This is a genomic window from Granulosicoccus sp. 3-233, from assembly GCF_052681095.1.
On the sequence record NZ_JBQYLE010000006.1, the window covers coordinates 66,026 to 86,894 of the forward strand.

18 protein-coding genes are annotated in these 20,869 nt (G+C 55.6%); 6 read left to right on the top strand and 12 right to left on the bottom strand.

From position 1 onward, the window contains the following. Positions 1–8 precede the first annotated feature (8 nt). Together ACUNV4_RS16380 and ACUNV4_RS16385 are read right to left on the bottom strand one after the other, a co-directional pair. Positions 9–827, bottom strand: coding sequence for a hypothetical protein (locus ACUNV4_RS16380; protein ID WP_430879665.1), 819 nt, complete (start codon positions 825–827; stop codon positions 9–11). Then, on the bottom strand, positions 824–1,411 hold the full coding sequence (locus tag ACUNV4_RS16385; protein WP_430879666.1) for a DUF4255 domain-containing protein: 588 nt from the start codon (positions 1,409–1,411) through the stop codon (positions 824–826). Before ACUNV4_RS16385 ends, ACUNV4_RS16380 begins: the two co-directional genes overlap by 4 nt. A gap of 824 nt (positions 1,412–2,235) precedes the next feature. Here ACUNV4_RS16385 and ACUNV4_RS16390 point away from each other — a divergent pair. From ACUNV4_RS16390 to ACUNV4_RS16400, 3 genes are all read left to right on the top strand, one after another. Then, entirely contained in the window at positions 2,236–3,426 is a 1,191-nt protein-coding gene (locus ACUNV4_RS16390; RefSeq protein WP_430879667.1) for a hypothetical protein, read from the top strand. An 87-nt stretch (positions 3,427–3,513) separates the two neighbouring features. After that, entirely contained in the window at positions 3,514–4,161 is a 648-nt protein-coding gene (locus ACUNV4_RS16395) for an eCIS core domain-containing protein (protein WP_430879668.1), read from the top strand. Next, positions 4,148–5,341, top strand: a complete 1,194-nt coding sequence (locus ACUNV4_RS16400; protein WP_430879669.1) for a hypothetical protein — start codon at positions 4,148–4,150, stop codon at positions 5,339–5,341. Before ACUNV4_RS16395 ends, ACUNV4_RS16400 begins: the two co-directional genes overlap by 14 nt. A 28-nt stretch (positions 5,342–5,369) precedes the next feature. Here the strand turns inward: ACUNV4_RS16400 and ACUNV4_RS16405 are convergent, their stop codons facing one another. Together ACUNV4_RS16405 and ACUNV4_RS16410 are read right to left on the bottom strand one after the other, a co-directional pair. Beyond that, positions 5,370–5,942, bottom strand: coding sequence for a hypothetical protein (locus ACUNV4_RS16405; protein ID WP_430879670.1), 573 nt, complete (start codon positions 5,940–5,942; stop codon positions 5,370–5,372). Between the two features lie 226 nt (positions 5,943–6,168). Further along, a complete protein-coding gene (locus ACUNV4_RS16410) occupies positions 6,169–8,121 on the bottom strand; it encodes an ATP-binding response regulator (protein WP_430879671.1) in 1,953 nt (650 codons plus the stop codon). A gap of 209 nt (positions 8,122–8,330) precedes the next feature. Between ACUNV4_RS16410 and ACUNV4_RS16415 the strand changes: the two genes are divergently transcribed. After that, on the top strand, positions 8,331–9,545 hold the full coding sequence (locus tag ACUNV4_RS16415) for an MFS transporter (protein ID WP_430879672.1): 1,215 nt from the start codon (positions 8,331–8,333) through the stop codon (positions 9,543–9,545). A 140-nt stretch (positions 9,546–9,685) separates the two neighbouring features. On the opposite strand, the gene ACUNV4_RS16420 is transcribed toward ACUNV4_RS16415, so the two are convergent. Together ACUNV4_RS16420 and ACUNV4_RS16425 are read right to left on the bottom strand one after the other, a co-directional pair. After that, positions 9,686–10,090 (bottom strand): group I truncated hemoglobin, encoded by a 405-nt coding sequence (locus tag ACUNV4_RS16420; protein WP_430879673.1) that lies wholly within the window; start codon positions 10,088–10,090, stop codon positions 9,686–9,688. Positions 10,091–10,172: 82 nt separating this feature from the next. Then, complete coding sequence (locus ACUNV4_RS16425) at positions 10,173–11,027, bottom strand: DUF3034 family protein (RefSeq protein WP_430879674.1); 855 nt, start codon at positions 11,025–11,027, stop codon at positions 10,173–10,175. 236 nt (positions 11,028–11,263) lie between these two features. Between ACUNV4_RS16425 and ACUNV4_RS16430 the strand changes: the two genes are divergently transcribed. Continuing rightward, positions 11,264–12,364 carry an AI-2E family transporter gene (locus ACUNV4_RS16430; protein WP_430879675.1) on the top strand — a complete coding sequence of 367 codons (1,101 nt, stop codon included), beginning with the start codon at positions 11,264–11,266 and terminating at the stop codon, positions 12,362–12,364. Positions 12,365–12,478: 114 nt separating this feature from the next. Here ACUNV4_RS16430 and ACUNV4_RS16435 read toward each other — a convergent pair whose 3' ends face one another. Next, a complete protein-coding gene (locus ACUNV4_RS16435; protein WP_430879676.1) occupies positions 12,479–13,549 on the bottom strand; it encodes a metal-dependent hydrolase in 1,071 nt (356 codons plus the stop codon). A 233-nt stretch (positions 13,550–13,782) separates the two neighbouring features. Here ACUNV4_RS16435 and ACUNV4_RS16440 point away from each other — a divergent pair, with 233 nt between their 5' ends. Beyond that, positions 13,783–14,214 carry a DUF4112 domain-containing protein gene (locus ACUNV4_RS16440; protein WP_430879677.1) on the top strand — a complete coding sequence of 144 codons (432 nt, stop codon included), beginning with the start codon at positions 13,783–13,785 and terminating at the stop codon, positions 14,212–14,214. A 22-nt stretch (positions 14,215–14,236) separates the two neighbouring features. On the opposite strand, the gene ACUNV4_RS16445 is transcribed toward ACUNV4_RS16440, so the two are convergent. The 5 genes from ACUNV4_RS16445 to ACUNV4_RS16465 form a co-directional block, all read right to left on the bottom strand. Further along, entirely contained in the window at positions 14,237–15,247 is a 1,011-nt protein-coding gene (locus tag ACUNV4_RS16445; protein WP_430879678.1) for an extracellular catalytic domain type 1 short-chain-length polyhydroxyalkanoate depolymerase, read from the bottom strand. Between the two features lie 173 nt (positions 15,248–15,420). Next, positions 15,421–17,715 (bottom strand): hybrid sensor histidine kinase/response regulator, encoded by a 2,295-nt coding sequence (locus ACUNV4_RS16450; RefSeq protein WP_430879679.1) that lies wholly within the window; start codon positions 17,713–17,715, stop codon positions 15,421–15,423. A gap of 294 nt (positions 17,716–18,009) precedes the next feature. Next, entirely contained in the window at positions 18,010–18,813 is an 804-nt protein-coding gene (locus tag ACUNV4_RS16455) for a YceH family protein (protein ID WP_430879680.1), read from the bottom strand. Between the two features lie 259 nt (positions 18,814–19,072). Continuing rightward, positions 19,073–20,329 carry a type II toxin-antitoxin system HipA family toxin gene (locus ACUNV4_RS16460; RefSeq protein WP_430879681.1) on the bottom strand — a complete coding sequence of 419 codons (1,257 nt, stop codon included), beginning with the start codon at positions 20,327–20,329 and terminating at the stop codon, positions 19,073–19,075. Continuing rightward, positions 20,326–20,550, bottom strand: coding sequence for a helix-turn-helix domain-containing protein (locus ACUNV4_RS16465; protein WP_430879682.1), 225 nt, complete (start codon positions 20,548–20,550; stop codon positions 20,326–20,328). The genes ACUNV4_RS16460 and ACUNV4_RS16465 overlap by 4 nt, the downstream gene beginning before the upstream one ends. Between the last annotated feature and the right edge of the window lie 319 nt (positions 20,551–20,869).

A 20,869-nucleotide genomic window follows, 5' to 3' on the forward strand; every position in this document is an offset into this window, starting at 1 on the left:
ACCTCCGGTTACAGGTTGACATATATGTCTGTGACGCGACTGCTCGCACCATTGACAGGTTCAATACGCGTGTTCGCGACTGAGGCATGCGGCAAGCGCTCGACAAGCGCTCTCGAATGCTTCGCAGATCTGGCGTGGAGGGCGAATCGCGGCCCACCGCGTGCACTCAGTGGCACCGTCTCTTTCGACAGAAAGGTGGCAGCCGTTCGTCCCCCGATGATCTGCAACTCACCAAGGGGTTCGAATTCCATCCTGCCTTCGCTATCCACGACTTCCACGTCGTGGCCGTCAAACTCACCCAGGACTCGATAACGCCAGAAACTTCGCAATGCCTGCAGACGAATCCGGTAGCGGCGTGGATTCACATCCCGGACATGAATCACAACCAGCGCCAGTGGCGGCAACAGATAGTCTCTGGGTACCAACCAGGCATTCAATCTTTCGTCATCCAGACTGACAAAATTCGACTCAGTCACGTACGCCTCCCTGTGCATGCCGTGACGATGCGCATCATCGGATTCCAGATAGAGCAACTTGCCTGTTTGCATCAGTGGTGGCTCCGAGCACCCCGCCAGTGATGGCTCGCTGCTTCGCAGGTACCAAACGAGCGTCAGAGAGCTATCGCCAGACAATTCGGCGAGTTGATCCGCCAGCGTCTCATCGTGCAACACCTGCAACACACCGCCTTTACTCCTGATGAGCAGCCCTGCTCTGGCAAGCGCAATCCGGCAGGCATCGAGCGGCTCCAGTCGCAATGCAGGACAGGCCATTTCTCCCATGTAGGCGTGATGCATCGACAGTTCGAAGAGGGTTGCGTAGCGACTCATTCAGCCGTCCCGGAACGGGTAGAAACCGTCGTGGCAGGCTCCCGAATGGGTTGTACCTCCCTCAGAACATCCGCAGACTCAAGGGTGATCATCCGAATCTTGTAGAGAATCGATGGTAGATAGCGACCACCAAGAATGCTCCACAGATTGCTCAACTGCGAGATTGACAGATTCTCGATATCCAGCGTCAGCCGCTGTATTCGCGGGTCAAGATCCGGAGAGTTCGTGGACGTCATTACCGGCTGACGCTGAAAGAAACTGGCTGCGTCAGAAATGAAACGCAGGGCTTCTGCATAGTTGCCATTGGCAAAATTCGCGGCCACCAGCACATGCAGATTGAGATGCAGGGGCCGAGTACTCCCCCGTTGCGTCAGCTCGGAATCGCGAGAGCCATTCCCCCGCGCGACAGAGTCTTTCTCGATATTGACAACAAACATGAGCAGTTTGTTGTCTATCCGCGCCGTGACCGTACCATCTTGCTCGAACAGTGGTGATAAAACGACCCTGCCCTCTGACTCACCAAGTTTGCGCTTCAGGTGTCGATCCAGTTCAAGAGCAACATGACTGAGCGCAGCCTCTATCATCAGACGAGACGCACGGCCCAGAGCTTGGCATCAGCCATATTCAGGATTCGAACAGAGCTGATACATCGCCCCGATCCACTCCCTGTACAGCATGCCTGTCCCTTCACAATCAACGCAACGTACATCAGCGATATATCCCTGTTCAACAGCTGAATCGATCACCTGACCACAATCCGTTGCAATCGCAGAATACTTCCTGATCGTGAACCAATTCACCTTTCCGTGATAGGTGACTTTTTATATCACAACGGACAAGGCAATTCACCTAGAAATACAAGTCGATTTGAGACATCAGCCAACGACCTCAGACTTGCGATACGCATGAAAACACTGTCAGCGCACTGTATACATGACGAATTCAGTAATCTCGCGGTACTCAGATACGTCCACTTCTTTCAGCAGATCCAACACTAAAGTATAGCCAGTCAACTTGACGTATACCCACCGTGGTGAGAGCCACTGTTGCATATTCACGCATCAATGTATCATCAGGTTTACAAGGAGCAGAAAACGAGATCCCCCTGCACGCAATACAAGTGTTCCAGTTGCAGAGGGTGTAGATTGTCCAGTACACGACCTCATGCCGTTATCGGCAGATCTCACGACACCCGACAATTGCCGCATCCGTTTAGGTACAAGTCCACCCTCCTGGCGATGCCCTTTGCCAGGTCTTTACCTGAGAATATCGAATCATGTATATCTCTGCCGAAAAGAACGAGGAGAACAGGCGCAGTACATCAGCAAGAACTGGTGCAGAATATCCATGCGGCGACTCAAACCACACCGGGTCTGTTGACAACTGCACGGAACCACTGCAATACCGAATGTACCGATCAGCCCTGCCCGATCCGGTAGCAAATCCGGAATCCGCACTTCACCGTCAATACCATGCCGGAACAGCGCCGTTGAACGGGCGTACCGAAAGTTCCACGGATATCTTTCAGACCATGGCCGATCAGGGCGCGGTCGCAACGGCCCAGAGGATGCTTCGGCATCGACTGGAATCCAGTCCACGCACTGCGTTGCAACTACACGGGCCGCAAGCAATAATGCAACGCAAGGTCGCCCTCAACACCTCGCTCGTTGGCAACAATCTCAAAGGGCTCAAGGTCTCGAGCGGAGGTGCGCTGGGCGTGGTGTTCATCCCCGATGTGGTTGCCAAGCCAGAAGTCGACGGCCAATCAGCGGTTGATATATCGACATCGATCAACACGGTAATGGGAGGAGTGGTCGACGGAGGGTGGTCTGTCAGCGCACCTTCTGCACGCCTCGCGCAGGTTCTGGAGGTTGCCGAAATCGCCAAAGCACTGAACCTTCGCAACCAGACAAAACCTGGCTCGGTCGGCGATCAGAACCGAGTAGCCGCAATGGTTGCTGCGCTGACCACCAGGCCCGAGAATGTCGTTATCTACGAGCAAGCGCCCGGCACAGACTTCGTCAACCACCTCGCTGACGGTGCTCTGAATAATGCCGCAGCGAAGAAGCAGAGCAAGAAAGGCCAACCGAAAACAGGCAGTGGGCTTGCGCAGCTGGCCGATCCAGGCTATGCCCGACATCTGGGTCGTATTGCCGCACTGGATATCTTCATGGGTCACCGGGATCGCTTGCACGGCGCCGGCAACTTCGAGAACTGGATGAGCGATGTGAGGTCGCGACGGCTGACTCTGGTCGACAACGATATCTCAAACCTTTCACTGGCGAACTGGAGTACCCATCAGGATGTCCAGCAACTGACCAATCAACAGTATCCGCTGCTGGCCAATACGATCGTCACCGAGATTGATTCGCTGCTCAACCATCAGGGTTATGGCGGCGGCAAGCTGGGTGCCAAGGATCTTGCTGTCTGGCAAAACACGATACGGCCCGTATTCCAGACCTGTATCGAGGCGGGTTTGCAGGCCGGCCGACTGAAGCTGCTACAGCGTGGCTGGGGTCTTGTCAATGCTCTGCGCGTGGCGAATTCACCGCTGGCGGATCGGCTGGAAGAGCGTCTCAACCACCTCCATAATGGGTGACTTGACGTGTCGGCATGGAGCTGCCGTGTCATTGTTGAACCGGATCGACATCAGAGATCCGCATTCGTGGGAACCGAGGACAATGCCATGAGCGAGTACATGACACGGGAAGCAGGAAACGCCAGCGTTGCAGCGACGCATCAACGGCTACGAAGCGGTAGCGACTCGGGTTCCCTAGACACGATTCAGCAGCGGCAAGCAGATGCAAGCGCGGTGGGCGATCGATTGCGCACCCTGCAACGATACATCGACCGTGGCACTGACAATACGCAGCGGTACGCGATTCAGCCGGATGCTGACACCCCGGCTTTGCAATGTGCCGAACTGGATGAGGAGGAACTGCTGCAGGGCAAGTTCTCCGCATCCGGATTACCTGTATCGCGTGTGGAGGTGCCTGCCAAGGACAACGCTCTGCCAGAGGTTCTCAGAAGCGGCATCGAACGCCTGTCAGGCGATTCGATGGCGGGCGTCCGGGTACACCGCAACTCGAACGCACCCGCCGCAGTCTCGGCCCATGCCTACGCACAAGGCGATGATATACACCTGGCTCCGAACCAGGAACGGCATCTGCCACACGAGGCCTGGCACGTCGTGCAACAACGCCAGGGGCGAGTGAAACCAACCGCAGAGGTGTCTGGCAGACCGGTCAACGATGATGTCGCTCTGGAACGAGAGGCGGATATCATGGGACAACGTGCGCTCAACCAGACAGCGAACGATCATGACCTCAACTGAACCGTCGCCGGACGAAATTGCTGCCCGCAAACCGCGAAACGCTCTGGAGGAATCGACATGGTGGTGGCTATCCGGCCTTGTCACCCTTGTGCTTGCTGCCCTGTTGTGCGCGGCCTGGATCAGCATGAGTCACTACGAGTCCGAGCCCCTGCAATTGACCAATCAGGAAACACTGGACAACTTTCTGACAGAGAACATGAAACCGGTTGACCAGGGTATTGCGCAGCCGGTGCGTGTACCCACCGGCTTGTTTCTGCAGTCGATGAAGTTTCTCAGCTCCACTGAAGTCAGTGTGAGCGGCTACCTGTGGCAACGCTACACCGATGGAACTAACGATCAGATCAAGCCAGCTCCGGGTGCGGCGGCCGGGTTCATCCTGCCCGATCAGGTCGACTCGGGCGCCGACATCAACCCGCGTGAAGTCTACCGTATCCGCCAGGGCAAGGAGGAAGTCATCGGCTGGTATTTCGAAGCGAACCTGCGTCAGCCTTTCGACTACTCCCGATACCCTTTCGATCACAAGACGGTCTGGGTTCATTTGTGGCCACGCGATTTCGCAGGCAATGTTGTTCTGACGCCTGATTTTGCAGCCTATTCGAGCACCGGTTCCGAAGCGATGTTCGGTATCGACAAGGACATCGTGCTGGGTACCTGGGTACGGGAGAACACCTACTTCGACTACAAGCTGTCGTCCTACGACACCAACTTCGGTATCGACAACTTCGTGGGTCAGACCGACTTTCCCGATCTTCGCTACAATGTGGTGGTCAAGCGCAAGTCGGCCAATGCCTTCATCGTCTATCTGCTGCCGCTGTTCCTGGTTGCCGCCTTGCTGTTCAGCACACTGTTGATCGTGACAGCTCGACCCAAGCTGGTCGCACGGCACGGGTTCAGCACCTCGGGCTCGCTCGGTACCTGCGCGGCGCTATTCTTCGTCGTACTGCTGGCTCATGTGCAGCTACGCGAGCAGTTCGCCGGATCGGGCATCGTCTATCTGGAGCGCTTCTACCTGCTGATGTATGCAAGCCTGGCGTTGGCGGCAGTCAACACCTATCTGTTCTCGGTTCACGCCGGTCGCTGGCTGACGATCGTTCATTACCGTGACAACCTCTTCCCCAAATTGCTGTACTGGCCAGTGACGCTGGCCTGCATGGTAGTGATCACCGCGGTGTCGATGTGATGCTCAGAAAATCGCTCCATACGCGCTTTCATGAATTCACACGCTCGAGCATGGCCAGGATTTCGGTCATTTTCTTGCCATTGTTGATTCGCTCGAAATGCAGCTCCAATCCCTCATCCTTCAAGGTTCTACTGTAAACGTGCAGCTCATAGCTACCATGCTCGAGGATATACAGCGCGCTGACCGTCAGGGTATTTTCCTCCAGTCCAGCCCAGACGTAAGGGTCGGCGTTCTTCTTGAGTGGGTCATAGGGCACCATGTTTCCGAAACTGTCATTGGTCATCGACGATGCAAATATGCCGGGACGCTCGGAACTGTAGAAATTTATCGAGGGTGAAACAACCCGCTTTTCACCATCCGGCAGAAAAATCACGGTGGTCCACTCGATGGTGAAGCCCTTCTTTTCCCAAGGCTTTATCGTTACGGCCAGCTCTCGCTCCGAAATCTCGCCCTTCGTGACACTCAGCGTATTACCCTCGTAGGTGCCGAAAAACTGATCCAGGTCCTCGGTGAACTTGGGCTGTACGTGAACACCGCATTGCATCAGCAGAAGACAGCCAAGAACAAGCGCAAATCTGGGAAAAATCCTGGCTATATGCATTGCCCCTCCTGCATCAGCTTCAACGAGCCAAAACAGAACAACGGTTAGTTGTCGATGTAAGTATGAAAAGTTCCTCTGGCAAGGGATTTGTCCTGAGCAGCGATGCTCAAGATCCCACTACCTGAGGGGCGCTCTCGGCAAGGTCAAGGAGAACAGATTTACACTGCCGGATCAAGGATACAACTTGCTCATCGTCAATTCTCGCACGTTCCTGGTAGCAGCAGACTCAATTCAGAATCAGCTCTTCCGCCTTCATCACTTCAGTAATCGCCTGCACCAGTTCCCTGGCATCCAGCGGCTTGTGCAGCAACCTGCAGCCAGTCTTTCTGACAGCCTGCAGGATCACCTTCGAAGTGTCTCCGGTCACAATGATCGCCGGAATAGGCCTGTCAAAATGATTACGCAGCATCTCGATCGCAACCACTCCGGTTTGCTCGTTCTTCAATCGGTAGTCGATGATCATGATATCGGGCTCCATGGCCCTGGCAGTCAGTGATTCAATGGCCTTGACAGGCGATTCAGCCGATATCACCTGGCACTGATAGCCGTCCAGTATCAAGGTCAATGCATCGCGAATATGTGGCTCGTCATCGATGAACAGAATACGAGTACCGCTCAGATTCCGTTCACGCAAAGGCTTGTTTGCCGGTTGAGCCACACCGTTCTCGCCCAGCGGCACATTGACACTGAAAGTACTGCCCTTGCCCAATACCGACTGAAGCCGAATCCCCGTCTGCAGCAGTTGCGCCATTTTCCGGACAATCGCGAGCCCGAGGCCCATGCCACCCGTCGATTGCCGCAGACTCGCATCAAGCTGGTAGTACTCGGAGAAGATGGCCTCATGCTGGTTTTCCGGAATACCCGGACCGGTATCAATGACGTCGATGATCAGCTGCCCTGCCTCTTCCCGACAACATACCCGGACTTCGCCTTCCTGTGTATGGGTGATTGCATTCTGCAAGAGGTTCCTGAGAATTCTTCCAAACAGCACCGGATCGGTATGCACCGTGACATCACTGACCTCTACCGACACGGTCAGTTCTCGGGCTTCTCCCAACTGCACGAACTCGTCGCGAATACTGATCAGCAACTCACGAATGCAGAACGTCTGCAACGACACCTCGACAATACCGGCATCCAGCCGCGACATGTCAAGCAGGCTATTGAACAGGGAGTTCAGAGTATCACTGGAGTGCCGAATCTTTTGCACGATCTCCAGATTGTCATCGTCATGCACTCGCCGCTCGAGCACTGCCAGAAACAGTCCCAGCGCATGCAGAGGCTGCCGCAGATCGTGGCTGGCCGAGGCCAGAAACTTGTTCTTTGCTGCGATTGCCGTTTCCGCAACCTGCCGGTGTTGCTCGGCATTGAGTTTTGCTTCCGTCACTCGTCGCAGCATCAGGTTGCGTGATTTGAGGTTTCGCTCGGCCACTACCCGATCCGTTATGTCACTGACAACGACCAACAGCGCATAGATGGCTCCCTGCGCATTACGTAAAGGTACGCGAACGGTTCGCTTGTAACGTCGCTCTACTGCGAACGCGCGCCAGTCTCTGTTCTCCTCCGATGATGCCTCACCGGATGCTATCACTGCATCATCCTGTGCCCAGAAACCCGTCTGACCGGTGTCCGGATTTCCAAGTACGGCTTGAGGTTCGGTGCCGATTTCCAGATCATTACGCCCGATGATGTCACTTCTGGGCAGGCAAACGGTCCTGGCAAAATCATCACTGACCATCAGGAAACGATGGTCGAGGTCCTTGATGATGACCCAGTCTCGCAGGCAATCGACAACCTGATAAAGCAAGCGGGTCATGGGCATTTGCGGCATGTTCACGCTCAGAGGGGTCGCATTACGCTGAATCATTCGTTGCAATCGACACCGGAAGGCCGTGGATTCAAGATCCTGCAAAATGGCGAATTCCACGGTTTCGCAACGACAGACCTGGTCGGACAAGTACTGATCTGGGCCGATCACGGCAATCAAGGGTAAATGATCGAGCTTCTTCAGCCGTGTGACAGCCTGATCCACATCCTGTTGACGCCAGTCGAGAATCAGGGCGTCGTACGCATCCGAATCGACATCCAGCGACTGTGAGATTCGGTGGACGCTACCTGCGGAATGCAATGCGGTCACGATGGTTTCATCGCAATATTCTGGTACGGCGATCCTGTACACGCGATCTCCTGCCTTTCACTCAGCGTGATGGCGAGCCTGCAGCAGATGGCAGGATAGCGTAATTCCTTACGCTTTCACAGCTACTCGACTGCGGGAGACCATGTCCGCGTCACCTCCCCAGCAGCGTATCATGTGCCACCTTTTTCGCAAAACAACGAGTCGGCAGAATGTGGGCAGCAATTCGTGGATCCTGGTCACTGTTCGTAGGCATGATCCTTCTCATGGTCAGTAATGGCCTGCTCACGACTCTGCTGACATTGCGAGCAGACGGACTCGGATTCAGCGATTCGGCCATCGGGCTGGTGCAATCAGGTTACCCGGTCGGGGCGCTACTGGGTTGCCTGATCGCTCCCGGCCTGATCATGCGCGTCGGTCATGTACGCATCTTTGCAGCGCTGGCCTCGATCGCGAGTGCCGCCGCCCTGATGCACCTGGTGACCACAGACCCGTGGAGCTGGGGTGCCATGCGTCTGCTGGCCGGCTTCTGTTTCTCAGGCCTCTATATCGTTGCGGAGAGCTGGTTGAACAGCAGCGCAGACAATGATAACCGGGGAAGCCTGTTATCCATCTACTTTGTGGTGCAGACAGGGGGAGTCGCACTCGGGCAACTCTTGCTCAATGTCTCCAATCCGGATGGCATCCTCCTGTTCGTCGTGGTATCCATTCTGATATCGTTTTCTCTGGTTCCCATGCTTGTATCGGAAGATGCGACTCCACATTACGAGGTACCGGAAAGAGTCGCCTTCATCGATCTCTTTCGACTGTCTCCCATGGGGTTGACCGGCAGCTTTCTGAACGGCATCTCCCAGACCACGCTCTACGTGGCTCTGGCGCTCTATGGTAGCGCTCTTGGCATGAGCAAAGGCGCCATCGGCGGCCTGATTGGCAGCATGACGCTGGGAGGCATGTTGTTTCAGTTTCCACTGGGCAAGCTATCCGACATGATGGACAGGCGCTGGCTCATTGCCGGAATACCCGCTGTGTCCATACCCGTCTGCATCGTGCTTGCCAGTCTGGACAATCCCACTGACAATCTCTACCTGGTTTATCTGATGGTGGCATTGCTGGGTGGCCTGACCTTACCCGTGTATTCCATCTGCATGGCTCACATGAATGACCATCTGAATCGCTCACAGGTTGTTGCGGCCAGTGGCACGCTGGTGCTGATTCTTGCCGCCGGCATGACGCTCGGCCCGACATTGGGAGGTTTTGCCATCGATCACTTTGGCCCGACGGGGATATTTCACTTGCTGTCCCTCACCGCAGGTCTGACGGTCATGACGGCACTGTTCAGACTCTGGAGCAGCCCGGCGATAACCGAGAATCGCGGCAATGCCGTCGCAGTCTCTGCCAACCTCACACCCGAAGCCGCGACCCTTTACCCCAGGTCATCCGAAAAGCCCGCAGGCGGTGACAGATCCTGACCGTTGAACGGATCGGCGGTTCAACGATTCAGTGATTCAGTGATTCAGTGATTCAGTGATTCAGTGATTCAGTGATTCAGTGATTCAGCAGTTCAGCAGTTCAGCAGTTCAGCAGTTCAGCGGTTCAGCGGTTCAGCGGTTCAGCGGTTCACGATATCGCCGTGCATCGGCGCATAAAGCGCGAGCAGGCGATTCTGCACCCCTTGAGGCAGCGCATTGCGATCCATAGCCCGCATCAGGGCTTCGACAATGGCATTGAACTCCACTCGAGTGATCTTCATTCCTGCATGAGTCTGTTGCATGTCATCGCCGGTATACGCACAGCCACCGCCGGTTTTCATGCACATCTGTTCCACCATCATTCGATGAAATCGACCAATATCCGAATTCCGATAACGACCCTTGATTCGCTCATCGGCGGCAATTTCGCGAATGAAGTCGGTGGTAAGTTGCTCGACTCCGGGCTCGCCGCCCAGCTCTTCATAGAGTGTTTTCGGTGAGGGGTTGTCAGGAGTGATCGTGCAGGCCGTCAAGTACAGACTCATGAGAAATGCGAAGAGCCATGTGAGGACTGCCCCCTGTCTGCTTGGCATGCCCACTGCTGCCGTCTGCCTGTCAGAATTCATGCTATTGACTCACCTGCAAGGAAACATAGAGGCCTGTCTGATCCTCAAAACCCGCTATCGAGCCAAGATCCGACCAGGCGGCCACCAGCGATACGCGTTTGCTCGGAAACCAGCCGACGAACACGTCGTACCAGTCATCCTCCTTTGCAAAACCGAGATTGTCCGGCTTTTGCCGGTACTCCATACCGACGACCCATTCTCTGGTGAGAAACAAGCCTGCGCTGAGCTCCCCGACCAGTTCACGCCTGTTACGTTGATCTCCGCCGAATCCGAGCAAACCGGCCTGATTGGCTTTCGTCGCTCGCAAGGTAGCGTTCAGAAACAATGAACGGTGGAACGGGCCATCGAGCCAGAGTTTGCTGGCCGCCAGGTACACATCCAGACCATTGTCGTCTCGGGCACCCACGAGTTCCGGTACGGCGAAGGCATCGTTCTTCTTGTATTGCAGGCCCAGCGACAACTGTGGCATTCGGGAATAGATCAAGTCTCCACTCAGACGCCATTTCGCTCCGATGATCGTCTGTTCCAGCTCTTCACCAGCTACCACCTGATCGATATCGAAGCGCTGTTTTCCAATGGACAATTCAACGCGATTATGCAGCGTCAGAGCCGCACCATACGCCTGTAGAGAGAAGTCATCGGGTTCAAGCTGCGTATACCAGGCAGTACCACCAAATTGCTGATCTTCGCCATAACCTGCCAGCAATGCCCAGGGCACAATTCCACCCCCGGCAGTGCCTTCCACCGACATGGCTCCACCGGTGGCAATCAGCCTTCCCCCGGGTTCTGCCTGTGCCGAGTGGGCAAAAGCAGTCAGGATCAGACACGACAACAGTGTACGGATGATCGGTGTCATCAGTTCGATCCTCGTGGGGGAAAAAATGGCCTGGCCTCGGATCGAAGCAATTATCAGGCCGCGTGCAGACTGTCCCCGCGCTCATCGGTCAGGATAATCTGCGCACAATGAGCGTCAGTTCGTGTGACCATGCGCCCCCATCAGTTCACACGAATGATTGCAAAGCGCTCCGGGGTGATATAAGGATGTGACACCATGCTGGACACAACTCCCTCTGCACCCTGCCTCTGACCTTCATGACTACTGACTGCTCGTTTCGACAAATTCCGCTGATGTGGCTGATCGGTGCGATCCTGGTGGGAGTAGTCGTGTACCTGCTGTCCCCCATTCTCACGCCTTTTCTGATGGCGTTCATCGTGGCCTATCTCGGTGAGCCCGTTGTCCGCGCACTGGAGAACTGGAAACTGCCACGCTGGGCGGCCATCCTGGTTGGGTATCTGCTGATTCTGGCTGTGCTCGGTGCGGTGGTTCTGCTCGTCTTCCCCTTGGCTCAGGAACAGCTTGAGCAGCTGATCGAAAAGGCTCCGGAGTACAAATCTGCGCTACTGGGCTACCTGCAACCGGTCATGGACCTCTGGCATTCCTTCGTCGGTTCAGGGGCTGGTAGTGCATCCGGGCAGTCCGATGGCGACTCTGCGGGAAATTCCATGGTGGGTCTTGCAAAGGATGCGGTCCCACAGGCCAGTGATGCCGTCGGCAGGGCCGTCAATGCAGTAGCGCGATCCGGAATGGCCGTCGCGAAGACTCTCATGAACATCTTTCTGGTCCCCGTGCTTGCCTTCTACCTGCTGCGCGACTGGAACAAGCTGAGTCGTCAGACGCTGCGACTCGTACCTGAGCGCTACCGGAAGAAGACGGCCGTTGTCGCCAGGGACGTCGATGAAGTTCTGCAAGGTTTCCTGTGGGGCCAGCTGCTGGTCATGTCCAGTCTGGCGTTCATGTATTCCACCGGCCTGTGGCTCATAGGCCTGGAATTCGGCTTGCTGATAGGGGTCGTTGCCGGCCTGCTCAGTGTGGTTCCGTATCTGGGGACTGTCACCGGTCTGGTGCTGGCGGCCATTGCCATGGTGGTGCAGACCGGCGAATGGCAACCGCTGTGGATGGTAGGCCTTGTGTTCGGTGTCGGACAATTCGTCGAAGGCAATATTCTCACCCCCAAACTGGTCGGCGACAAGATAGACCTGCACCCAGTCGTTGTGATATTCGTGGTTCTCGCCGGTGGCCAGCTGTTTGGTCTTACCGGTATTCTGCTGGCTCTACCGGTCGCCGCAGTCGCGTGGGTGATCATCAAACGCACAGTCGGCACCATTCCATCGGATGAACCCCTGAACGACTGATCAGCCGACCTGGAAAGAGCGAATACCTCGCCCCGTCCGATCTCCCACCGGCCCTGGCATTTCCTGGCGACCCTCGCCTCCGTGGGTCAGCGGCAGTTGGCAGGTCTTCTTGCACTAGTTCACCGCTCGGGCGGCAACCTGCCGGACCACGGAACAGTCTACCTCCGCCGCTGGTGTCAGTGTTGGAGGGGCAAGATCAGTGTCCTCATCGAACATCCGTTTCAGCAACCGCCTCATTCTTTCAGCGTCGATGTTCAACGGCAACTGTCTTGCAGGCACTGCCTGCCACTCGGCGTCGCGCCGTTCCCCAAGCACGAATTCGAATACGTAATCATCTTCGATACCCATGCGGAGATCAGTCAGCACCAGCAGTTCATCACGGCTTGACAGTGCAAAGGCACCCCGTGTAAACCAGTCCATCCTCTGCACAGGCCAGGTGTCAAGCCAGTCTCTGCAGCGGTGCTTGCCGTTATCGAAGCTGTTCAGGGCGACGGATGGGTCCTCGTCCAGCAATGAACTGAACCCTTCCAGGTATCGATCATCAGTGACCACGAGCACACGCCAGAGCAGAGAAAACGGAAACGGCGCAACCAGTATGTGATTGGCCTTGATATCGCTCTGCGCCAGCGTCACCTTGACCTTCTGCAGCGTCAGTTGTTGTGACACAAGAGTCCAGCCAAGGTACGTCGAACTGAGTAGCAGGCCTGCAAGGACCGTGGCTCTTGAATGACGCCAGGGATAGCGCCATGCGGCAACGACACCGACGAGCAGCGGCAGGGTATAGACCGGATCGATGATGAATATCGACCCCCAGGCCACCGGTGGTGTTGTCAACGGCCACCAGAGTTGCGTTCCGTAGACCGTGAAACCATCCAGCAAGGCATGCGTCACCAACACCAACCACAGTGCGAGCCACCAGCGCCCTATCGTCACATCGACTTTCGGTACTGCTCGCTTGCACAGCCATGCCAGTGGAATACTGAGCACCGTCAACACGAACAGGGAATGACTCCAGCTACGATGATAGGTGAAGTTCTCCACGGCGTCTTCATAGGGTACCAGCACGTCGAGATCAGGTACTGAACCGATCACGCCTCCGAGCAGCAGGGCCCATCTGCCGAGTTTTTCTCCCAGCGTGACATGTGCCAGGGAGGCACCAAGGGCAATTTGCGAGACGGAATCCATAGAGATCAGCTGTGTGTATCAGCCACGGTTGTCAGGTGGGTGCTGTCCACTCGCGGTGCCCCACGAGGCGAGACCACCGAACAGACATTGAAATATGGCACTCTCATCATGGTAATTTCTGCAATCACTCGCAATCTCATCGTAGCCGGTTGTAACTTGCCAGTGGAGTCAACTTCCGAATACGTCGCCGAGGCCACATCATCACTTCGAAAAGACAACTGGAACAGCGCAGGATGCAGAAACTGGCGCACCTGATGGACAGTTCCATCACGCTGCCCGGCGGATTCAGGATCGGCATTGATGGCCTCATCGGCCTGATTCCCGGCGTTGGTGATGCCATTGGACTACTTGTCTCAAGCTACCTGATCGGCAAGGCTGCCACCCTTGGAGCGTCAAGGCTGGTTTTGGTTCGCATGATCGGTAACGTACTGCTGGAGACGGCTCTGGGTAGCATCCCAGTGCTGGGAGACGTATTCGATTTCGTTTTCAAGGCAAACAATCGCAACATGAAGCTGTTGCTCGATCATCAGGATGATGCTCGATTGACGAAGAATCGCAGTATCGGCTGGATGATCGTTTTCATGACCCTGCTGCTGGGTATCTGCGCACTGCTGCTTGGTCTGCTGTGGCTGGTGGTGAGTGCAGTATTCAGAATTCTGTTCTGAAGACAGGCACGCCGTCGGCAGGCTAGGCCGCGATGCGATCCAGAAAGAAGCGTACCATCTCGACAGACGCATTCGGACCGGCTGTGTCGGTGTACGAGCCAGCAGCGCTACCCCCCGACCAACTGTGACCGCCATCGATCAGACGCCAGTACTCGCAAGCCGCACGCTCTGGCACCGATTCAGCAGAATAGGTGGTTACCACACTGCGTCGCCCAGATGCCGTGGCATGGATCATTGATGTGGTCTGCCAGTTGACGTCGCCCAGTCTTGCGGTTTCCCGTTCCAGCCAGTTGCCGACAATCCGTTCCGCATTGGCACAATTCACGGTCCGGTCATTGTCACCATGGAAGACGATCAATGGCGTGTGGATGCCGGCCGTGGTTGCATTGCCTGTTGATGAGCGGCTGTTTGCAGACACCTTTCTGCGCGGTGACATATCAGTGACTGCATTCGACAATCCATCCGGCAAGGAGGCGCCTGTCGCTGACTGACTCATGAGCCTGAAGGCCTCCATCATCGATGAAGCCGCACCACTGGGAAGCCCAGAGTGCACCCCGACGGCTGAGTAAAGCTCCGGATACTGCTCCGCCAGAATCAGTGCCATGGCACCACCGGCGGACAGCCCTGCCACGAACACCTGCTGCGGGTCAACAGGATGGCTCTCCATGATGAATCGCGTCAGTGTACTCAACGCGGCAGGCTCTCCTCCGTCGCGCGTCTGATGCTCCGGTACAAACCAGTTCCAGCAGTTGTTGGCGTTGGCTGATCGTGACTGGCTCGGGTAGAGGACATACATGCCCGCCTCCTGCGCAATGGCATTCATCTGCGTCCCGGCAGAGAAGTCCTGCGCGTCCTGACCGCATCCGTGAAGCATCAGCAGCAATGGTGCTGGAGCACCACCCGTTCTCTCCGGTACGAACAACTTGTAGTGCAGAGAGCGACTCTCGAGATCGCAGACACCGTCTGCGAAATCAGGTTGATGTTCTTCCCTCACCCTCGATTCAGGGCTTCTGACCAATGCAGAGCTGTTCAAGACGGATACCTCCAGAGCGTCTCTCACAAATGACACATGCAACGGCAGCGCATCAGTGATCACCGACAGCATCCCTGGAAGGTTGACCAACTGGCGAAAGACAACAGGTTCACGGAACTCCGCTGCAGATATCTCGCCAGATTTCGCTGCCTGCAGAAAGTCAGCGGCCATCGTTACCCGGTTACACGAGGTGATGTCGCCGACTGCCCAAGGCATCGTTTGACTTTCTGCACGAGACTCGCGATTGAAAACGGTTTATGGAGGAAATTCACTCCTTCTTCCAGAATGCCCTGTTCCACGATAACGTCGTCGGTGTAACCGGAAATGAAAAGCACATTGATGGAAGGGTGCACGCGGACGACTTCGTCATACAATTCCCGACCATTCATGTCCGGCATCGCAATATCGGTAAGCAACAGATCAATGTTGTCGTTCTCGGCGGCCAATCTGAGTGCATCGGCTACGTCCTCGGCTTCCAGAACCGTATACCCATAGGTTTCCAGCCCCTCACGCAGAATATTGCGCACCATGGTGCCATCCTCCACCAGCAGAATGGTCTCTGTCCCCAACTCCAGATTGCTCGCGGAAGTCGTTCTGGCAGGCACCCGCGCCGATCGGCCAGCATGCTGAAAATACAACTTGAAGGTACTACCCACCCCCGGTTCACTATGAACAATCACATTACCGTTGTGTTGCTTGACGATGCCATAAACCGTAGCCAGTCCCAGCCCCGTACCTTTGCCTTGAGTCTTGGTGGTGAAAAACGGCTCGAATATCTTCTGCCGTGTATCGCTATCCATTCCATGCCCGGTGTCTCTGACCACCAGCATCGAGTAGCTGCCTGCAGGCTGCAAGTCACCGTACTGTTCCGTGTGAGGCTCTTCGAGCGTGATATTGGCGGTTCCGATGGTCAGTGTCCCCCCTGCCGGCATTGCGTCTCTGGCGTTGACGACCAGATTGAGCAGCACCTGCTCTATCTGACCTCTATCGGCTGTGACAGGTGCCAGATCTGCATCAAGAGCCGTGTGTATCTTGATCCCCTCCCCGATCAGACGCTTTATCATGGATTCGTATTCCGTGACGACGGTATTGAGATCCAGCACCTGCATCTCCAGAACCTGCTTGCGGCTGAATGCCAGTATCTGACGAGTCAGTCCTGCCGCCTGCTCAGCCGCCTCTGCAATTCGCTTGAAATACCCGTGTAGCTTGTCGCGCGCTGCGTGTTGCATCATTCCCAATTCTGCATTGGCGGTGATGGGCACCAGAAGATTGTTGAAATCGTGAGCGATGCTGCCAGCCAGACGACCGATGGATTCCATTCGCTGACTCTGCAACAGACGAGCTTGCAATTCCTTGCTCTCCGTAATGTCCTTGACCAGCACCGAGAGACCCTCATCAAAAGGGTACGCTGACACCTCGAAGTCTCGGTTACCGGCAAGAATCGGCAAAACGATCTCGACACGATCAGGTTTTCCCCTGTCAAGCACCGACTGATAGAACTCGGCCAGTGGAGCAACTGCTTGCCGAGTGAACAGGTCGAAGACATGCTTTCCCAGCACTTCTTCGGAAGGGTATCCGGATCGCTCTGCCGCCTTGTTCCAGTAGGTATACCGCAACTCCTTGTCCACCGAGAAAAAGATGTCGTCGATACTTTCAGCCAGATTGCGAAACTTCTGCTCACTCAATACCAGTGACTTGTGCTGCCTCTCTATCTCGTCAATGAGTCTTTCTCTTGGGGCAGAAACCAGTTCTCTGAGCAACAAGGGCTGGCTCATGTATTCCGCAAGGCGTTTGCGAAACAGCACGAGAAACAACAGCATCGGCGTTCCATAGGCAAACGCCATGATGAAATTGCCACTTACTCCGCTTTTCACATCACTGAGAAAATGCCCGCTGAACGGATTGAGAATCAGAGGAAACAGGACCCCATCCAGACAGATCACGGTAATGAAGGCAACGATATAGAGAACGGATACAGCGAATACATTACTGAACCGGGCCTTTATCCTCTCGAACAGGTAGATCAGTGAAACGAGTTCGGCAATGACCAGCATTCCGCCAATGGAGGTCACCAACAGTGAAACCTTGAAGATATCAATCGATGTGTTGAATGGATTGAGAATTTCCGGATTGCGCAATGTCCAGGATATCGTCATGGATAACACCACCACGAGCAGATTGACACCAATCACCAACCGGATGATTGCGCGCATGACACCGATGTCCCGTTCGATAATGACAAACAGCACTGTTGTCATCATGAAGGCGCAATACACCAGCGTTCCTCCGGATACCGTGATGTTCTCCGTGATGGGAAACAGATAGATGGAGCCGCCGTAGTTGGCCGCCACCAATAGAACACTCAGGTAACAGAAGAATGAAATCGAACGAATCGAACTTTTCTGCCTTGCGAAATAAAAGGGAATGCAGGAAAACAGCAACAGGTGTATCGCGAAGTTCAGAAGCATTGTCGTGCCAGTCAACAGGTTTGATGCAAACAACTCCCAGAATCAGAAATGCTCTACGTCCTATCGGAGACGCAGCATCCTACTGCCTCTGAACATGCAAGGTGGTGAGGTCATGAGCCCCGCACTATATAACAGATATCTGCCGACACTCACTCGGCAGGGTTGAACACCACTTCCTCTCGCCATGGGCTTGACGGTAACATCATCGATGTAACCCCCGGGACTTCGCCGATGCATGGTCAGTGAAGGTGTGTCAAGAATTTGCCCTGCCATCGAGATCGGCAGACAACAGCACTACTGCCGTTCATTCGTCAGGATATCGTCCTGACCTTGCGGGCCCGGCTCGTCTCGTTCCGGCATGGCATGACCCGTGAGCTGGTACAGGTCTTCAAGCTGTCGCCTGAGGGTCCGGTTTTCACTTTCCAGCCGGTGCATGCTCTTGTTCAACTCGTTGACATCGGACTCGAGCAATGCAAGCATCTCCCTTTCGTCCTGACGGCTTCGAGAGTGACGTGATTCATCCGAAGCACTGGATCGACCCTGAGCCAGGTCAGGCATTCCGCAAAACAAATGGCCAAACCGCTCGCCGCGTTGCCCGGATTGAGCCCCCATCCTTGTGACGAAAGGCAATTCCCGATCGCACAGACGTTCGACGCAATGGGTCAGCTCGTCCCTGTCGGTAAACAGTTCCATGCGTTGCGTACGCGCATGCAGTTCACTGAGCGTTTGCGGGCCACGTAACATCAGCAGACACAGCACTGCCTGCTGCTTCTTGCCCAGTTCCAGCCGAGGCATGAACAACTGACTGAATTTGTCCGCGCGTGATCCATACTCCTTGCGAACAAAGTCCTTGTCGACAAGGCCCTGCAACGTGCGCACGATTTCTCCCTGCTGATAATTCGTGATCGGCTCGCGGCTGGATTTCTGATTGCAGGCATTCAGCAGACTATTGACGGTCAATGGGTACTGATCCGGCGTGGTCAGTTGTTTTTCCATCAGGGCACCCAGCACTCGCAACTCGATAGCGGTCAATTGCGGTGGCTCCGGTGTTTGCGGTGTTTGCGACTCATCAATCAACGTGTCGTCTTGATCTTCCACGGTCATTCCTCATCAAGGCAATATAATGCCGGCTGGCTGGGACTGCTCTGCACAGTCTATAGTACGAACTGATACCCGTGGCAGTCACCCGAGCACGCCTGAGAATGACGACTTGCCGGCGAGTCAGCAATCTTCATGGTTCCATCAGATCGATGGCATGAGCGACATGCATCTGGCACCACGTTACACGGCACTTCGCTGCCGAACAGACTGAACGTCTGCTGTAGCGCGATATCCGCTGTTCGGTCGGCCGTTGCATTCAATGCACCGACCTCAGGATGAATTGCGAACGCTTTCCGATCACTTGCCCGATAGTCTGCAGCACCGGATGTGCGATGCCCAGGTCATCTGCTTCCGACAGTAATTGCTCCATTGTCGGCACGATCTCGCTGGCGAGCGTCTTCAGCTCCTTGAGCAGCAACCTCTGCGCGCCCCGCGTGTCCGGGACCAATGACAACCAGTGTGTGCGCTGGATCGTGTCAGGCAGATTCCTGCCTCCGATACGCATCGCCGATTTTTTCGTCAGTTGCGGATAGACCGCCGTGCAGACCACATCATAGAGTGGCGCCAGAACGGGCGCGTCGGTGTTCGATGCATGCAGCAAGGCATAGTTCTTCGCATGGGCATCGGCATTGCCAACCAGATAGTGAAATACAAGCATGCGCAGGAAGGACAGCCTGTCAGCCGCGGGTCGATCCACGACTCGCTGAATCAAGGCCAGCGATTTCTCGATACCGGGTCCTCCCTCATCTTCGTATTTCAGCTCGGGTGGAATACTCAGGGCCTGACAGAAGTCTTCCTGATGCAGGCGTTGCACAGACCGATCGTCCAGTCGCAGACGATCGAAACGCTCTATCAGAATGTACTGGGTATCATCGGTTCGACCGAATGCCACATCGGGCACTGGCAGACCCATGCGAGCTGCCAATGTCATGCAGAACACTTCGTTCTGCGAGGTGCCTTCGAGCCCCTGAATACCGGGTTTCAGGATATGAGTCGTGGGTTCGCCATTCTTGACCAGTGCAATCCTGCCATCGCTCACCTTGACTGCAATCTTGTCTTGCGCACCCGCCAGTGACAGTCGGACATCCTTGCGACTGCCCAGCAAGGGGTCACCCCGCAATTCCCGCAGCAGCTCTCCCAGCTGCTGCTGATCAAGGATTTCATCCTGTGAATCCAGCATGAGAGGATCACTACCGTGTGGAAACAGCGCCAACGCACCTGCGCAGTCACCTCCGATGATCTCCAGCATGCCGAAGGCGTTGGTATCAGAGATGCCAAGGGCCGCAGCCAGGCGGGTGCGCGCCGACTCATCTGGCAACAGGCCGGAGAAATACGGTTTGGCCACTGCATTGGGGAAGGGCTGGCTGTTCAAGGGCATTGAGACTGAAATCGCTCTTGCCGATTCCGAGTCGAGGTACGCCCTGTCGTAGCTGAACGTCAACTCGGCAGTCTCGCCCTGCTCGAGCAGACCGGCCTTGGTCGCATGCAGGTAGACATCCAGTTTGCGCTTCACTGCCCGTGATCTCGTGTCTGTGCATCAAGAGTGACGCCCAGCGTTTGCAACACCGCCAGCGCCAGCCCCAATTGGCAGCTACCCTTGCCATGCTCCAGTTCACGCAGGAATCGCACCCCTACGCCAGCCAGAGCAGCCAACTCCGACTGCGTTACCCTCTGACGTTTGCGCTCCTGGCGAATGAGCTCACCGAGCATTTGAACACTGAGTATTTCCATCATGAATCACCCCTTTCGGGATTATTATGGCATTTTTCAGACCAGAAAAAGGTTAAAGCACCCGATAGGGACGATTTTCAGTATCGAGATCCCGATTGAACTCGAATGCTCCCGATCGGGTTTTTTTTCAACTCATCCAGCGTCCTGCACCTCATGCGAACGCTGCTCGGGGAGCAGAATCACGTAATCGCCCCGTCCCCAAGGACAGCTACTCGTCATCCTGCCAACCAGCAGACTGGCCGTCTCGTGCGGCTCGTGCGGCTCGTGCGGCTCGTGCGGCTCGTGCGGCTCGTGCGTCTCGTGCGTCTCGTGCGTCTCGTGC

Excerpts from the sequence above, each read along its gene's own strand:
- ACUNV4_RS16420 (WP_430879673.1), bottom strand. The coding sequence starts at position 10,090 with ATGAGTCTGTACTTGACGGCCTGCACGATCACTCCTGACAACCCCTCA.
- ACUNV4_RS16435 (WP_430879676.1), bottom strand. The coding sequence starts at position 13,549 with ATGGATTCCGTCTCGCAAATTGCCCTTGGTGCCTCCCTGGCACATGTC.
- ACUNV4_RS16415 (WP_430879672.1), top strand. The coding sequence starts at position 8,331 with ATGATCCTTCTCATGGTCAGTAATGGCCTGCTCACGACTCTGCTGACA.
- ACUNV4_RS16465 (WP_430879682.1), bottom strand. The coding sequence starts at position 20,550 with ATGATGGAAATACTCAGTGTTCAAATGCTCGGTGAGCTCATTCGCCAG.
- ACUNV4_RS16450 (WP_430879679.1), bottom strand. The coding sequence starts at position 17,715 with ATGCTTCTGAACTTCGCGATACACCTGTTGCTGTTTTCCTGCATTCCC.
- ACUNV4_RS16380 (WP_430879665.1), bottom strand. The coding sequence starts at position 827 with ATGAGTCGCTACGCAACCCTCTTCGAACTGTCGATGCATCACGCCTAC.
- ACUNV4_RS16385 (WP_430879666.1), bottom strand. The coding sequence starts at position 1,411 with ATGATAGAGGCTGCGCTCAGTCATGTTGCTCTTGAACTGGATCGACAC.
- ACUNV4_RS16400 (WP_430879669.1), top strand. The coding sequence starts at position 4,148 with ATGACCTCAACTGAACCGTCGCCGGACGAAATTGCTGCCCGCAAACCG.
- ACUNV4_RS16405 (WP_430879670.1), bottom strand. The coding sequence starts at position 5,942 with ATGCATATAGCCAGGATTTTTCCCAGATTTGCGCTTGTTCTTGGCTGT.
- ACUNV4_RS16425 (WP_430879674.1), bottom strand. The coding sequence starts at position 11,027 with ATGACACCGATCATCCGTACACTGTTGTCGTGTCTGATCCTGACTGCT.
- ACUNV4_RS16395 (WP_430879668.1), top strand. The coding sequence starts at position 3,514 with ATGAGCGAGTACATGACACGGGAAGCAGGAAACGCCAGCGTTGCAGCG.
- ACUNV4_RS16440 (WP_430879677.1), top strand. The coding sequence starts at position 13,783 with ATGCAGAAACTGGCGCACCTGATGGACAGTTCCATCACGCTGCCCGGC.
- ACUNV4_RS16390 (WP_430879667.1), top strand. The coding sequence starts at position 2,236 with ATGTACCGATCAGCCCTGCCCGATCCGGTAGCAAATCCGGAATCCGCA.
- ACUNV4_RS16430 (WP_430879675.1), top strand. The coding sequence starts at position 11,264 with ATGACTACTGACTGCTCGTTTCGACAAATTCCGCTGATGTGGCTGATC.